Source organism: Catalinimonas locisalis (assembly GCF_038039535.1).
Lineage (GTDB): Bacteria > Bacteroidota > Bacteroidia > Cytophagales > Cyclobacteriaceae > Catalinimonas.
The window spans coordinates 248,298-262,746 of sequence record NZ_JBBPHP010000006.1 but is presented as its reverse complement, the minus strand read 5'-3'; the positions used below and the strand labels follow the sequence as shown (position 1 = coordinate 262,746).

Sequence of the window (14,449 nt, the reverse complement as noted above, 5' to 3'; positions counted from 1 at the left end):
CGCCCATGCTCAATTTTTATTCTGTGATCTTATTTCCGTTTACAATTCAGCAACCATAATATTGCGAAATTCTATATCCATTTCTCTATTGGGGTGCAATTGTAATCCTATTTGCCCCTTTTCAGGAACATTTTCAGAAGTATAGTTCATCACTTCCTCACCATTCAACCAGACAGTGTACTTATTACCTTCTGCTCTCACCTTCATGGTATTCCAGTCATCCATTTTCAGCAATTCTTTGATTCCTTCAGCTTCAACCGGATAACCTTTACCAGGGATATAAGGAGAGGCCGTCATATCTCTTTTTAAAGAACCAGATTCACCGATCTGAATTTGCTGATCTTCTGAGCGAAGGAAAATCCCTGAATCAACCGTGCCACCTCCCATTTTAAAATCAGCCTGCACGATAAAGTTACCATATTCCTTTTTCGTCCATAGAATAGAACCTTTTTTATCAGGGCCACTTTTAGCGGTTAGTATGCCATCCGTTGCACTCCACCAAATATTATTTTCAGGAATTACCCAGCCTTTCAGATTTTTACCATTAAAAATTTTCTTCATTTTAGGTTCCTTGGCAGGGACCATCGCTAAAATAATACTGAGCATAAATACCCCAAGCAATTTCGTTTTCATGTTGTTGTGTTTAGTTTTATTAATTGTTTCCATTATGAGGCAGTTTACAGAAAATTATCCTTTTTTGCATTACACACTTAAGGTAATTGCAATAACTACTATGGCAAATTTACCTGCTCACTGCTTTGTAAATAAGCTATCAGATCAATTACTTCTTCATCAGTCAAAGTTTCAAACAAACCGGGTGGCATCATAGAACTTGCTGTGGTTTCTCGAGATTGTATCTCCGACTTATTGATTTGCACTCCCTCCTGTCCTACTACTCTAAGCGTAAGCTGACGTTCATTTTCAGCAGCAACATTTCCGGTGTAGGTTCGTCCATCTCGTGTGGTCACTACCACCATTTTGTAGTCATCCTGAATCTCACCGCTGGGATTAAGTACGTTGCTGAGCAGGTAATCAAGGTTAGTACGATTTGAGCCAGTGATGTCCGGACCAATATTTCCACCCTCTCCATACATTTTATGGCAAGGTCCACAGGTGCGCTGAAATAACACACGCCCATTAGTCGGATTAGCATTAACCAAAGCCTGATCCGTAAGCAAAGCCTGATAATGTGCATAGGCTTCATTCTGATTGGTATTTAAATCATCAATGGGTCCCCATACTTCTACAAAACCGCTGCCTACTACCCTGCGTAGTTGTCGGGCTACGTAAGCAGGCACATCAGACTTAGGTATACTTTGCTGTTTGAGTGCCTGCGTCAGCATCCAGCCATAAGCCGGACGAGAAGCCAAAGTTTGCACTGCCTCCAATTGGTTAGCCTTTTCATAATCATCATACTGATTGAGCAGTAATTTTCCCAGCGGCTCATGATCATACTCTGCAATAGCTCGTATAGCTTCTGTTCTTAAATTTTTATCATTCAGCAGCGATGGCAGTACATTGATTAATTCTTCTCTCTGCTTACTTGCCAGACTATTTAAAGCCTTACGCCTTTGCTCAATCGGAGAATTATTGTCTTTAATAGTAGCCAGGTATTGTTGTGCGGCTTCGGTATCACCAAACAGCTGGGCTATTTCTAATGCCAGTTGCTTTACCTCTTGATCTGTAGATGCTTGCAAATCAGCATAGACAGATTTCCATTTTATTGGAGTAGACAGATCAGTGCGACCTTCCAACCCATCTCGCATTCCTTCCAATAGGCTGGCTTTTGTGGTATTAAACTTTCCAATTTTCACGATCAGTTGATCAATGGCATCGGCATCTACTGCTCTTCTTGCCAGGTGTTGCGACAGCATCGGAATTTTACTTTTACCGGCCATTTCCAGAGCAAGTTCAGGATTCTGCTCAACCAGTGGCTCAGTAGCGTACCAGATCATTTTTGGCAAATTATGGTCTTCAGAATCTTCTCTATGCTGCATCAATGCTTCAGCAATTTCCCAGCGGTCTTCTAGTTTCATTCTTTGCATTGCCGATGCCAGATAGAGCCTTACCACAGGTGATGGGTCTTCCACTGCCATTAATCTGAACTTATCCAAAGCTTTTACAGAAGGGCCCTTGTCCTCGCAAAGTAATTGTATAGCCCAGGCGCGAACATATTCATCCTTGTCATTCAGCGCATCAATAAGCTGATCATCATTGAAACCTCCGGTGACATGTAATCCCCACATGGCTCGGAGGCGGTGATCTGAATTAGGACTTTTTAGAAAAAGTTGGCGAAGCTGTGTATGGGTGTTCTCATTCAGTTCACTTTTACTGGCTCTGTTTTGCAGAATCACTCTCGCCCTTCTTGCATGCCAGTTACTTTTGCTCGTCTGTAGATTCACCAGTTCTGCATCCGTCATTTTTGATAAATCCTCATACCTTCCCTCCCATGCTTCAGCTTTTGAGCTTTCTGGCGTAATCCTGAAAATCCGTCCTGTCTCGCTGTTGAGCACCTCCTGTCCACAAATATCAGCATCATGCCAATCCAGTACATACAGTGCTCCTTCCGGCCCTACTTCCATACTAAAACCCACCCACTGGGCATTGTTGGCCATCAAGAAATCATCTCCATGATGCGCAGTGAAGCCCGATCCTTTCCTTTCCAGCACATCGGAAAGAACAGCATGCTCATGGATATTAGCCATAAAAATTCTGCCCTGATGTTCTTCCGGAAAAGCATCCGACTGATATATTCTGGCCCCACCATGCGCTGAGCGGTGGCGATGATCGGCAATCGTTTTGATGTCGTTGTATACAAAAGGATTAAAATGCTGTCCTCCCTGACGATGGTAAATTCCTCCAGGAATGACATGCCACATATGCGGAATCACACAGGCGCTGATGAATAGCTGTCCTTTAGCATCATAGTCTATACCCCAGGGATTACTGAATCCATGGGCCACCACTTCAAAACGGTCTTTGGTAGGATGGTACCTCCACACCCCTCCGTTGATATCCGTCCCTTCTCCTTCCATCAGGTCTTCAGGAAAGGGGTCATTGTGTTTATATAAGCGCCCTTTTCCTTGAGGCTTTCTTACTTTGGAAGGCGTGGCAAAACCCTGCAACCCATAGAGCCAGCCATCTGGTCCCCAGTGGAGACTGTTTAAGGTTTCATGCCGGTCGCGAATCCCCCAGCCAGTAAGACGTACTTCCATGTCGTCCATATCCGCTTTGTCATCACCATCCCGATCGGGCACGAAGAGCAGATTTGGGGGTGCACCCAGAAAAAGTCCGTCAAAACCAACCGCCAGAGCCGCAGGAAAAGCTATGCCTTCCAGAAAGACCTTGCGCTTATCTGCTTTACCATCATGATCGGTATCTTCCAGAATCAGAATACGGCTGTCACCGGAATTGGAAAAACCACTTCCTCGGGACTCATAATCCAGGTTTTCAGCAATCCAAAGCCTTCCTTTGTCATCCCAGCAAAAAGCCATCGGTTGCGACATCATCGGTTCCGAAGCCCATACATTGGCCTTAAATCCATCTTTTAAAGTCATGCTTTTTACCGCCTCTTCGGGCATAAGAAATTTAGCCTCCCTCCCCTCTTTCTGGGCAATTTCCCACAGCGAAGCGGTTGAATACATGGATTGTCCTCCCTGGTATTCTTCCCACATATTGGTAAGCTCTAAATCATTCAGTTTACCAGTATAGACCACCAATTGATGGCGAATCACTTCGGTTTCACCTTCTTCAATGGTCCAATCTCCCATACGAGCACGTGCAGGACCTACGCCAAACTGCCCGTCTACCCGCCAGGTCTGCGGAAAACCTTCATTTTCAGGATGATCAAAAATAGCAATATGGGCAAAATCATCTCGCCCTTCTATCTGCATGCCTACATCCAGCCACATAGCACGTTGGCCTTCTGCTTTTTCATCGCGCTGTCGGGCTGCGTTTACTACTTCGGCAGGCATACCTTCAGCCCAGGGCATCCGAAGAAATAGCCCACCATAATCGTATTCACCAATTGTAATATCCTTGAGCGCTTTTCCTTTCCATTCCAAATCCAGCAGGTATTTACCGTCCTGAGCATGCATACTCCAGTTTTGCGTCTCTTCCATTACCGCTTCCCCTTCTTCGTCCAGTAAATTATATACAGTTTGCCATTTTACTGTTTCGCCTTCACTTACCTGTACACTATCCGACACCTTTTGCCAGTAGTCTCCTTCCGGGTGATGAAAGTAGTCACGGCCATTTACACGGGTAAAACCCCAGTACAATCCCGTCTGATGTGTATGATGCCCCGGGCTATATTCGGTCAACATGCTTTTTCCATCTGGTGATTTGATGGGATGCAGATAAGGGCGAAAATCTTTTTTAGTATTCTGTACTAAAACAGGCGATGAACCCTCAGCTGAAAATACTGATATGGTTTCATCTTCCTGCTCTATGCTAAGCTCCGTCGGCTGCTGAGAAGTACTTTGATTCTCTCCGGAATCTGAGGATTGCTGACTACAGCCAAAGCAGACCATAGCCAGGATTAAGGTTGTTGTAATAGGTTTGATCATGATGTTTATCGGGTAAATCTTAGGCTGATAACCAAGATAATTTTTTACTGCTGATTTGAAAAGCTTTAGTAATCGGAATGGCATTGCGCCACCATATTATTTTCCAATATATTGAATGGACACATGGGCATGTTTACTAAACCTTACCAATAACATGAAACGAAAATTTACGTATATTAAAGCGACAAAGATCATAACATATGCAAGTAGCCCAAATTTTAGGAGATGATTATCATGAACCACTGGACCTGATCCATCTGGCCCGGGAAGGGGTTTCCAAATCCACTATGCTCCAGGTTCAGAAGCTTATGGACCTTTCCCAGAAGGAAATGGCTAAGCTCCTGCACCTCACCCCTCGTACCCTGCAGCGAATGAAGGATGAGGATAAGCTTCCCCCGGCAGCTTCCGGACAGTTGCTTGAACTTGCAAGAATATACAGCAGTGCAGTAGAAGCGTTAGGTGATGATGCTTTGGCAAAACAATGGTTGCGAACTCCTATACGCGCATTGAATGATGAAATTCCCATCCATTTGCTGGATACTCCGGTGGGGATTCAGTGGGTAAATACAGTACTGGGCAGGGCGGCTTATGGAGTTTATTCCTGATGCTGGTCTTCAGACTTGTACGACAAGCCTATGCTCAGCAACTGGATGGAAAAGGAGCCGCTTTATTCGGGGGTCGTTGGAATTCGGTAGGTAAACCTTTATTGTACACGGCTGAGCATAGATCGCTGGCAGTGTTGGAATACAGAGTTAATAATCCTTTACCACTCAAAGACCTGATGATGGTTACCCTTGAAGTTCCTGCACATGACATCAAAACCCTAAGCACGCAGGATCTAAGTAAACAATGGCGAAGCTACTCCCCTCAAAATAAGTGTGCAGCAATCGGGGATAGTTGGTTAGAAAGACAGGAAACACTCATGCTTAGAGTCCCCTCTGCCGTTGTACCCCAAGAGAATAATATGTTGATCAACCCGCAGCATAGTGGAATGAAGAATGTAAAAACTTTAGACACTACACCTTTTCTTATTGACCACAGATTGTATCAGCGATAAACAGCGCTTATATTCAGGACAAAATTTATCAGCAACAACCTAAACACTGCTTTATGAAAAAGGGTGCTCTTCTATTAATATTTCTGTTCGCCATCACTTTTGAGATTTCACTGGCACAAACCAGAAGCCTGTTCAATGGAAAGAATTTAGACGGGTGGCATGTAGATGTACCTGAAATGGATGAGAATCCTGATGCCAGAAACCCTTTCGTAGTAAGGAATGGCATGCTGGTCAGTCTAGGTACCCCCGGTGGTCATCTGATTACTGATGAAAATTACCAGGATTACAGGCTGGAAGTAGAGTACCGTTTTGCCAATGAGCCGGGAAATTGTGGTGTTTTGGTACACGCTTCTACCCCAAGAGCGCTTTACGAAATGTTTCCAAAATCCATTGAAGTGCAAATGATGCACGAAAACGCAGGTGACTTCTGGTGCATTGTGGAAGATATCAAAGTACCCAATATGGTTGAGCGCAGAGGTCCTAAAAAGGACTGGGGTATTACGGAAGGGAAAGGCAGAAGAATACTGAACCTTACGGACGGAACTGAGAAGCCTCTGGGTGAATGGAATAGCATGCGAATTGAATGCCTCAATGATGAGGTAAAAGTCTGGCTTAACGGTGAACTGGTCAATCATGGGTACAACTGCACCGCCAGTTCGGGACAGATTGCACTGCAAGCCGAAGGTGTTGAAGTAGAATTCAGAAAAGTGGCTTTAACCCCTATTTCAGTGTTAAGCAAGTAAATTTCTTAAACGGATCATTGATCGGTAGAAAGACAGTCTTTCTGCGAATTAATCTTGTTTTTGAGCACTCATCTGAAAACCAAAGTACGTATCAAGTTTCTGTTGAAAATCCTCTTCATCTTTTACCTCAACTTCAGTACGCTTTTCATTTTCTGTTATGATCAGGTGGTTTGGTGTAAGCGTAATCCTTCCATTTGCTGTGGCAATTGAACACAGTTTTTTCTGAAATAAAGGAGACTGATCAGAGGTCTGATGAAACTCACACATCTCCTGAAAGTCTGAAAGTGTCCTTGGATGCAAAGTAAATTTGTACATGGGAATAAATGTGTCGCCATCATCAAATGAGCGATCAAGGGAAATTTCAGTATCATTGATTTTCCGCATGCTGTAAATGACTCCATCCTGCTTTTGGGATTTATCAAATTCTATCTTCAATGGCTCAGGAAAACTGCTTCCAAAGCCTACATCAACCAACCATTGCTCGTTCTTATGTTCAACCACAATAGCCACATGCGCGAAGTAAGGCCCAAATTTCTGCAATGGCTGAACGTAAACACTACAGGCAATAAAATAAGCCTCAAAGCCTAAATTTTTTAAGGCCTCAAGGAAGAGACCGTTTAACTCATAGCAAAATCCACCGCGCTTACGATCTACGATTTTAGCATAAAACTTGTCAGTATCCAAGCTAATCCACTGGTGATAGTGTATATCCAGATTTTCAAAAGGAATTTGAGATACATGTGCCCTGTGTAGTTGATTCAGAGTATCAACGCTCAAACTTCCTTTAGTCTGAAAACCTATTCGCTGAAGATACTGGGATAAATTTTTCATGTGTGTAACAAATCAAAAAATTAGTCTCTGTTTGAAAATGAATCTTGCAGTTAATGATTCAATTTTTTTATTTAAATCCGTTCTGTTAAAAGAAGTTTCGTCTAAATGGTACTAATTCATTTCCAGAGGTTTGGCCTCATCACTTTCCATTTCATAAGGCAATTGCCAGTAATTCCCCTGGCTGTCGCCAAAATACATCTTGGAGATGCTTAAAGTATCAGGGTTACCATCTGCCCAGAAGTAAAGAAAAGGATCTTTACAATTTACTACTCTGCGTACATAATTATGGTTTCTTTCACTATCTTCTGTTACTTGGTTAGCTTTAGTCCAGCTTTTTCCTTGGTCATTGCTTTTCCAGATGACCACTTCTCCACCGCCACCGTAAAGTTGCGGACTATTCTCTGTGGGAGCCACGACCGACCAATCTCTATCATTGATAAAAATACTTCCCATGTCATAATTATGATCGGAAATACCCAGTACATAATCTTCCCACGTACTGCCAGTCCAATGAACCACATGCCATTCACGGGGATCATTGGAAGGCCCAGGTTCATGCCCACCACTGGTAATATAGAGACCTACAGGATTACCTTCACCATCAAAATTCACATCTTTCAGATATACATTTTTTTCTTGGCTATAATAATCTCTAACACGTGCAGCATTCTCCAGTTCTGACAACGGAAGTTGCACCTCATTACCATCTACTGTTGTCCAGGTTTCGCCCAAATCAGTGGTTTGTAAATAGTATAGATTAGTACGCTTATCTACATTGCCGTTGGGGTGCCAGTTAAAAAAAGTAACTACCTTATGCCCCAGCCTGTTGCTCATCTGGTAGTGTCCACCTTTTTCATCCTCTCCTTCTCTGATGCCGGAAAGTTTACGGTCGTCTGTCCAGTTTACTCCATCAGGACTACTTTCATAGTATAGCTCTCTTACGCCACTGTATTTAGTAAATAGATGCAAAAATCCTTTACCGGGTATATACCAGGGTTGAGGATAGGTCATCTCTTCCTCGGAAACCTGCTCAAAGCCACCTATGCTATAGGGAGCGGTACTTTTGTACTTAAAACCAGGCCGGCTGGTACCTCTTCCACTGACAAACACCCAGAGATAACCTTCTTCATCAATAGATAGGCTGGGATTATCATGCGGATCGTCCACTCCACCCTTGTCATGTACAATTGTGGGCTTGGAAACCATACCCGTAGAGTGATCATAACTACCAATCATACACAATAAGTAGCGATCTTTTTCGGCAGTAGTTCCTCCGTATACAAAAAAGGTTTTGTCTACTTTAGGAGCATAGACTGAAAGCGGAATATGCTTGGCGGTGTAAGTTCCCAGCCCTCCGGAATATTTGTCCCCGTACTCATAAAACTGATTTAGCGTAAACCATATGCCTTTGTAACCATCCATTTTGGATATTTCTAAACTATCGGTCTGTGCTATGGTTTCCTCATCATTTTTAGACGCCCCAGAACACCCAATTAAAAAAATGATCAAAATATAGAGCTTGCTTAAAGAATAGAAATTTGGAGGTTTGATGTGAGTTGTTACTTTCATACTACTAGAAAAGGTCAGTTGTATTGTTTAATCTATTAAGCTTAAGCATTTTTTATGAAACAAACTTCACTGCATTCCATTGTTCTAATTAAAAGAGCATCATAGTTTGATAGAAGACTGTTAATTATCATATTTTTTTAACTAAACCACCATACAGTCCGAAAGCTTAAATTTATCACTTACTTTTTACAATTAAATAGTTTAATCACATGAACATTTCACTAGAAAAAGCACAGGCACTCGTAGCTGCCGCAAAAAAGAAATCTGAAGAAATGAAGCTAAAAATGAATATAGCAGTAGTGGATGGAGGAGCCAATCTGGTAGCTTTTGCCCGTATGGATGGCGCATGGCTGGGCTCAGTAGACATTGCCATAAAAAAAGCAAAGACTGCAAGGTTTTTTGACATGCCTACCGGAGATATTGGAGGACTTTCTCAACCTGGAGGATCGCTTTATAATATTGAACACTCCAATGGTGGACTTATAACCTTCCCTGGTGGTTTACCTATCAAAAATGCTCAGGGAGAAATTATCGGGGGCATAGGGGTTTCAGGAAGTACTGTGGAAAATGACCATGCTGTGGCTGAAGCAGGCCTTTCAGGATTGTAATAAAGACTTAACCATACTTTTGCCTTTACTGTAATAAAGTAAAGGCTTTTTTATGTATACATATACTATATCTCCTCTGGATTAAGTTTTAAATTGCAGCATCTAAAAAAACTGCAGGTATGCATAAAACTATAAATTACAGAAGTCTATTTGTTTTATTCCCTCTCTTATTATCAATATCTACAATAGCTCAATCACAACAAACTATAACACCTAAAGCAGAAATTAGCCTGATTACCTGTGCTCCAGGTTCGGCACTTTTTGAAGCTTTTGGTCATACCGCTATTCGCATCCATGACCCAGTTACAGGCTTTGATGTGGCTTATAATTACGGTGTTTTTGATTTTGATCAGCCAAACTTCTACCTCAACTTTGCCAAAGGTTATCTGCTTTATAAACTTGGCACGGCGGAATTTGAACGTTTTCTATACCAGTATGCATATTTCAATAGAACGGTTGAAGCACAGCTACTTAATTTAAGTTATGCTCAGAAACAAGCCGTTTTTAAATTTTTGCAAATCAATAGCCTTCCTGAAAACAGAGATTATTATTACGATTATTTTTATGACAATTGCTCTACCCGCCCTCGTGATGTGTTTATAGAAATCCTGGGAGATTCGCTACAGTTTGATTACGGCTACGCAGATGAACTGGATTATACCATCAGGGGCTTAATAGATCGCTATATAGAAGATAAAAATCAATATGCCTGGGGTGATTTGGGGATAGACTTAGGATTGGGTGCTAATATAGATCATAAAGCCACTCCATTTGAATACATGTACCAACCTGAGTTTCTTTTTCTGGCTTTTGAAGGCGCAAGGCTTACTAATCCTGATGGCAGCACACGCCCGCTGGTTAAAAGTACAAATACGTTGTTTCAGGGTGAACCACAAGTTGACCCCACCGGTCTTGCATTTACCCCAAATCTGGTTTTTTGGTTGTTATTAATACTTCTGGCTGTAGGCTCAGCCTTTGAACTATGGAAACAAAAATATCAGCTACTGGCATTTGACTTCCTTTTCTTCGCTTTATTAGGTTTGTACGGCTTACTTCTTATTTTTCTCTGGTTTTTTACGAACCACACAGCAGCTGCTAATAACTGGAATATTTTCTGGGGATGGCCTACCCACTTCATCGCCGCATTTTTATTACTGATCCGCAATACTCCCAGGTTATTGAAATTCTATTTTATACTAACTGCATTGGTTTCCAGCTTTTTGCTGTTTTTCTGGACATGGCTACCTCAGGATTTGCACAACTCTTTAATTCCTGTCCTGATACTCATTGTTATAAGATCTTTGGTAGTAATTAAGCTCAAACTTATGCCTAATAAAACTACTCCTGTACAGGCTTAGGAATCATAATTTAGAATATTCTTTCATTCTTAATAAAAGTAAATTCATTGAAAAATGAGGAATAAAAACTTTCATATTCTTGTTGTGGTTAAGAAATAGCAACTGAAAATTGTATTTGTTATAAGTTTTGCAAAATGTATTTTAAATTGAACGCCAGTTCCTTAAATCAAGTAAGCAAGCAAAGCATGAAAATTCCTATCCTTACTAAGCTCAGCAGCCTATTTTTGATCTTTTTATTTCTTACCCATTGTCAGGAAGCTCCTGTTGACAGAAGAATCAAGGAGATGCCCTCCGAAAAGACTGCCCAAATGGCCAAAGACATTGAGGCTGATGTAAACCCTGAGCTTGCCGAAGGTATCTCTCTAAATATATGGGGAGTTGACTCTCTTGTGGCTGACCCTATCGCTATAGATATTGATGATCAGGGTCGCCTCTACTACACCAGAACTACTCGTCGTAAAAGTACTGAATTGGACATCAGAGCCCACCCTAATTGGGAAACTGCATCCATAAGAATGCAATCGGTTGAAGATCGCAGAGAATTTTTACGCAATACGCTCTCTGCAGAAAATAGTGATCAGCATGAATGGCTGGATGATCTGAACGGTGATGGTGTAAATGACTGGCGGGATATGACTGTAGAAAGTGAGCAAATTTATCGTCTGGAAGATGTATCCGGTGACGGTGTAGCTGACCTTTCACAGTTGGTAGTAGAAGGGTTCAGAGATGAACTTACTGACATTGCCGGAGCAGTACTTACGCATGATGATGACCTTTTTGTAGGTGTCGCACCTGATATGTGGAAAATTGAAGATACTGATGGAGATGGCTTAGCTGACGAAAAAACTTCTATAGCACATGGTTTCGGAGTACACATAGGTTTTGGGGGGCACAATTTATCTGGTCTGGAAATGGGTCCCGATGGCAGAATCTATTGGGGAATTGGTGATATTGGTTTCAATGGTGTTGGTCCCGATGGTAATAAATGGAAGTACCCTAACCGTGGGGTAATCGTAAGAGCCAATCCCGATGGCTCAGATTTTGAAGTGTTTGCGATGGGCCTGCGCAATACCCATGAGTTTGTCTTTGATGAATATGGAAATCTCATCAGTGTAGACAATGACGGTGACCATCCTGGCGAAAGCGAAAGACTGGTTTATCTGGTCAATGGTTCTGATACAGGTTGGCGCATCAACTGGCAATTTGGAAAGTATCGCGATCCTGATAACAATGAATACAAGGTCTGGATGGATGAAGAAATGTATAAACCTCGCTTTGAAGGGCAGGCTGCCTACATTACTCCCTGTATACAGAATTATGTCAACGGCCCCACTGGCATGTTGTACAATCCAGGTACAGCGCTGAGTCCCAAATGGAAAAACACTTTTTTTGTAGCTGAGTTTGCAGGTACCCCTACCCGTTCGGGAATACATGCTTTCAAATTACAACCCGAAGGAGCTTCCTTTAAGTTGAGTGAAACTGAAAAGATTCTAGGCAATGTATTAGCCACTGGTCTTGACTTTGGTCCTGATGGTAGCATGTATGTAGCTGACTGGATTGATGGCTGGAATACCAAAGACTACGGTAGAATCTGGAAACTTGATGATAATGATGGAAATCAATGGGAATTACGTCAGCAAACTAAAGCAATTCTTGCTGAAAACTTCACTGAATTTCCTGTAGATCACCTGAGCGAATTACTTAAAAACCCTGATCTGAGGGTACGTCAGAAAGCACAGTTTGAACTGGCCAAGCGTGGTGATGACGGGGCTGCTGTCTTTGAAGAGAATCTTGCTCAAACCGATAACCAACTTGCCAGAGTCAACAGCATCTGGGGACTGGCCCAACTGGCTCGCATGCAGGACCTCAGCTATGCCCAACCCTTAGTTGCTCTGCTGCAGGACTCCGACTCCGAGATCAGAGCTCAGGCGGCCAAGTGGCTGGGTGATATCCGTTATCAGGAAGCAGGTGATGAACTTATCCCTCTGCTGGATGATGATTATGCTCGTGCCCGTTTCTTTGCTGCCGAAGCCCTGGGAAGAATCGCCTATGACGATGCAGTACAACCTCTGATCAGCCTGCTGGAAGCCAATGCTGATGAGGATGCCTACATCCGGCATGCTGCCAGCCTGGCACTGGCCAGAATCAATAATGTGGAAGCTGTAGTAGACCTGCACGATCATCCTTCAAGAGCGGTAAGAATGGGGGCGGTACTGGCACTGAGAAGAATGGGTGATGCCGGCATCACCAACTTCCTGGACGATGAGGATGAGCTTATTGTCACTGAAGCCGCCCGCGCCATCAATGATGACTTCTCTATTGAGCCTGCCCTGCCTGCTTTGGGAGATGTGCTGCAAAAAGAAAGATTCATCAATGAAGCGCTCATCAGAAGAGCGATCAATGCCAACCTCAGGGTAGGTACTGAAGAGGCCATGCAGAACCTGATTGATTATGCTTTGAGAACTTCTGCTCCTGCTGAGATGAGGGCAGAAGCAGTGGCTGCTTTGAGTACCTGGGCCAAACCTTCTGTGCTGGACAGAGTGACCGGAAGATACAGAGGAGAGATTCAAAGAGATCCTGCTGAGGTGAGGATGAAAGCCGGTGATGCTTTGATCAACCTTACTGCCAGCTCAGAGACTCCTATCCGCTTGAGTGCTACTAAGGCAATCGGTAAGCTCAACATTGAAAACGGAAGTAATCGTCTGATGGCAGTCTTACAGAATGATGCTGACCCTGAGGTAAGAGTAGCTGCCCTGAGGGCACTGGCTGCCATGAACACCGATCAGATGGATCAGGCGATAGAAGAGGCACTGACTGACAGTGAAAAGATGGTGAGAGTAGCCGGACTGGACCTGATGAAGCAGATGGACATATCTAATAATCTAAAAGTAGTATTACTTTCTGAAGTGATTGACAAAAGAACAGTTGAAGAAAAACAGGCTGCTCTTTTGACTTTAGGTAGTTTGCCTGTAGAGGAGACCAAAAGTACTTTTGAACAATTACTCAATGAGTTGGAAAGTGGAGAACTAAATCCCGGTGTGCAACTGGAACTGGCCGAAGCTATAGATAGCACACACGCTGAAGATCTGCAAGACAGGTATAATGAAATACAGGCTAATATGTCTCCCGATGAATTGTTAGCATCCTATCAGGGTGCGCTTTACGGTGGTGATCCAGAGCAGGGACAGAGAATTCTTTACCGCCATCCTACTGCCCAATGCATGAAATGCCATGCCATTGAAGATTATGGCAGTAATGTAGCTCCTAAATTGGATGGTATTGGCAGTAAATTAAGCAGACAACAGATTCTGGAGGCTATCATCAATCCCAGTGCACGTATATCGCCCGGCTATGGTACGGTTACTCTGGATATGGATAATGGTAAGTCTATAAGCGGTGTGTACCAGGGAGAGACTGATGAGAGTATTACCCTCAAAATAGGTGGCAGACCTGATACTGTTATTGTCAAAGAACAAGTAGTTGATCTTAATTTTGCTCCTTCCAGCATGCCGGATATGAAAAACTTTTTAACCAAAAAAGAGATCAGAAATCTGGTAGCTTTTCTTTCCGCACAGGTGAAAGAAAATATTTAACTTCCATAAAATCACACTTTTATAGCGCCATTATAGTTTTAGCTTATTGGCGCTATTTTTTTTATTTCTGCCCTCTTTTTAGCCTGCATTTTGTGAATCTATTTTGATTTAATTCTGCTTTT

General features: G+C 42.7%; 10 protein-coding genes. 6 read left to right on the top strand and 4 right to left on the bottom strand.

Annotated elements, in window-relative coordinates:
- Positions 1–39: 39 nt before the first annotated feature.
- Positions 40–633, bottom strand: coding sequence for a 3-keto-disaccharide hydrolase (locus WJR50_RS11010; RefSeq protein WP_341293321.1), 594 nt, complete (start codon positions 631–633; stop codon positions 40–42).
- Between the two features lie 98 nt (positions 634–731).
- Entirely contained in the window at positions 732–4,568 is a 3,837-nt protein-coding gene (locus WJR50_RS11005) for a PVC-type heme-binding CxxCH protein (protein WP_341293320.1), read from the bottom strand.
- A 200-nt stretch (positions 4,569–4,768) separates the two neighbouring features.
- Between WJR50_RS11005 and WJR50_RS11000 the strand changes: the two genes are divergently transcribed.
- The 3 genes from WJR50_RS11000 to WJR50_RS10990 are packed head-to-tail and all read left to right on the top strand — an operon-like array spanning position 4,769 to position 6,368.
- Complete coding sequence (locus WJR50_RS11000) at positions 4,769–5,173, top strand: Xre family toxin-antitoxin system antitoxin (RefSeq protein ID WP_341293319.1); 405 nt, start codon at positions 4,769–4,771, stop codon at positions 5,171–5,173.
- Positions 5,125–5,625: an RES family NAD+ phosphorylase gene (locus tag WJR50_RS10995; protein WP_341293318.1), complete on the top strand. Its 501-nt coding sequence runs from the start codon at positions 5,125–5,127 to the stop codon at positions 5,623–5,625. The genes WJR50_RS11000 and WJR50_RS10995 overlap by 49 nt, the downstream gene beginning before the upstream one ends.
- Before the next feature lie 53 nt (positions 5,626–5,678).
- Positions 5,679–6,368, top strand: coding sequence for a 3-keto-disaccharide hydrolase (locus WJR50_RS10990; RefSeq protein WP_341293317.1), 690 nt, complete (start codon positions 5,679–5,681; stop codon positions 6,366–6,368).
- A gap of 48 nt (positions 6,369–6,416) precedes the next feature.
- On the opposite strand, the gene WJR50_RS10985 is transcribed toward WJR50_RS10990, so the two are convergent.
- Together WJR50_RS10985 and WJR50_RS10980 are read right to left on the bottom strand one after the other, a co-directional pair.
- Positions 6,417–7,199, bottom strand: coding sequence for an arylamine N-acetyltransferase family protein (locus WJR50_RS10985; RefSeq protein ID WP_341293316.1), 783 nt, complete (start codon positions 7,197–7,199; stop codon positions 6,417–6,419).
- A 111-nt stretch (positions 7,200–7,310) separates the two neighbouring features.
- Complete coding sequence (locus WJR50_RS10980; protein ID WP_341293315.1) at positions 7,311–8,708, bottom strand: BNR-4 repeat-containing protein; 1,398 nt, start codon at positions 8,706–8,708, stop codon at positions 7,311–7,313.
- 269 nt (positions 8,709–8,977) lie between these two features.
- Between WJR50_RS10980 and WJR50_RS10975 the strand changes: the two genes are divergently transcribed.
- The 3 genes from WJR50_RS10975 (at position 8,978) to WJR50_RS10965 (ending at position 14,327) form a co-directional block, all read left to right on the top strand.
- Complete coding sequence (locus WJR50_RS10975; RefSeq protein ID WP_341293314.1) at positions 8,978–9,376, top strand: GlcG/HbpS family heme-binding protein; 399 nt, start codon at positions 8,978–8,980, stop codon at positions 9,374–9,376.
- 119 nt (positions 9,377–9,495) lie between these two features.
- Positions 9,496–10,734 (top strand): lipoprotein N-acyltransferase Lnb domain-containing protein, encoded by a 1,239-nt coding sequence (locus WJR50_RS10970; protein WP_341293313.1) that lies wholly within the window; start codon positions 9,496–9,498, stop codon positions 10,732–10,734.
- 185 nt (positions 10,735–10,919) lie between these two features.
- On the top strand, positions 10,920–14,327 hold the full coding sequence (locus WJR50_RS10965; protein WP_341293312.1) for a HEAT repeat domain-containing protein: 3,408 nt from the start codon (positions 10,920–10,922) through the stop codon (positions 14,325–14,327).
- Positions 14,328–14,449 lie beyond the last annotated feature (122 nt).

Excerpts from the sequence above, each read along its gene's own strand:
- WJR50_RS10970 (WP_341293313.1), top strand. The coding sequence starts at position 9,496 with ATGCATAAAACTATAAATTACAGAAGTCTATTTGTTTTATTCCCTCTC.
- WJR50_RS11010 (WP_341293321.1), bottom strand. The coding sequence starts at position 633 with ATGAAAACGAAATTGCTTGGGGTATTTATGCTCAGTATTATTTTAGCG.
- WJR50_RS11000 (WP_341293319.1), top strand. The coding sequence starts at position 4,769 with ATGCAAGTAGCCCAAATTTTAGGAGATGATTATCATGAACCACTGGAC.
- WJR50_RS10975 (WP_341293314.1), top strand. The coding sequence starts at position 8,978 with ATGAACATTTCACTAGAAAAAGCACAGGCACTCGTAGCTGCCGCAAAA.
- WJR50_RS10990 (WP_341293317.1), top strand. The coding sequence starts at position 5,679 with ATGAAAAAGGGTGCTCTTCTATTAATATTTCTGTTCGCCATCACTTTT.
- WJR50_RS10965 (WP_341293312.1), top strand. The coding sequence starts at position 10,920 with ATGAAAATTCCTATCCTTACTAAGCTCAGCAGCCTATTTTTGATCTTT.
- WJR50_RS10985 (WP_341293316.1), bottom strand. The coding sequence starts at position 7,199 with ATGAAAAATTTATCCCAGTATCTTCAGCGAATAGGTTTTCAGACTAAA.
- WJR50_RS11005 (WP_341293320.1), bottom strand. The coding sequence starts at position 4,568 with ATGATCAAACCTATTACAACAACCTTAATCCTGGCTATGGTCTGCTTT.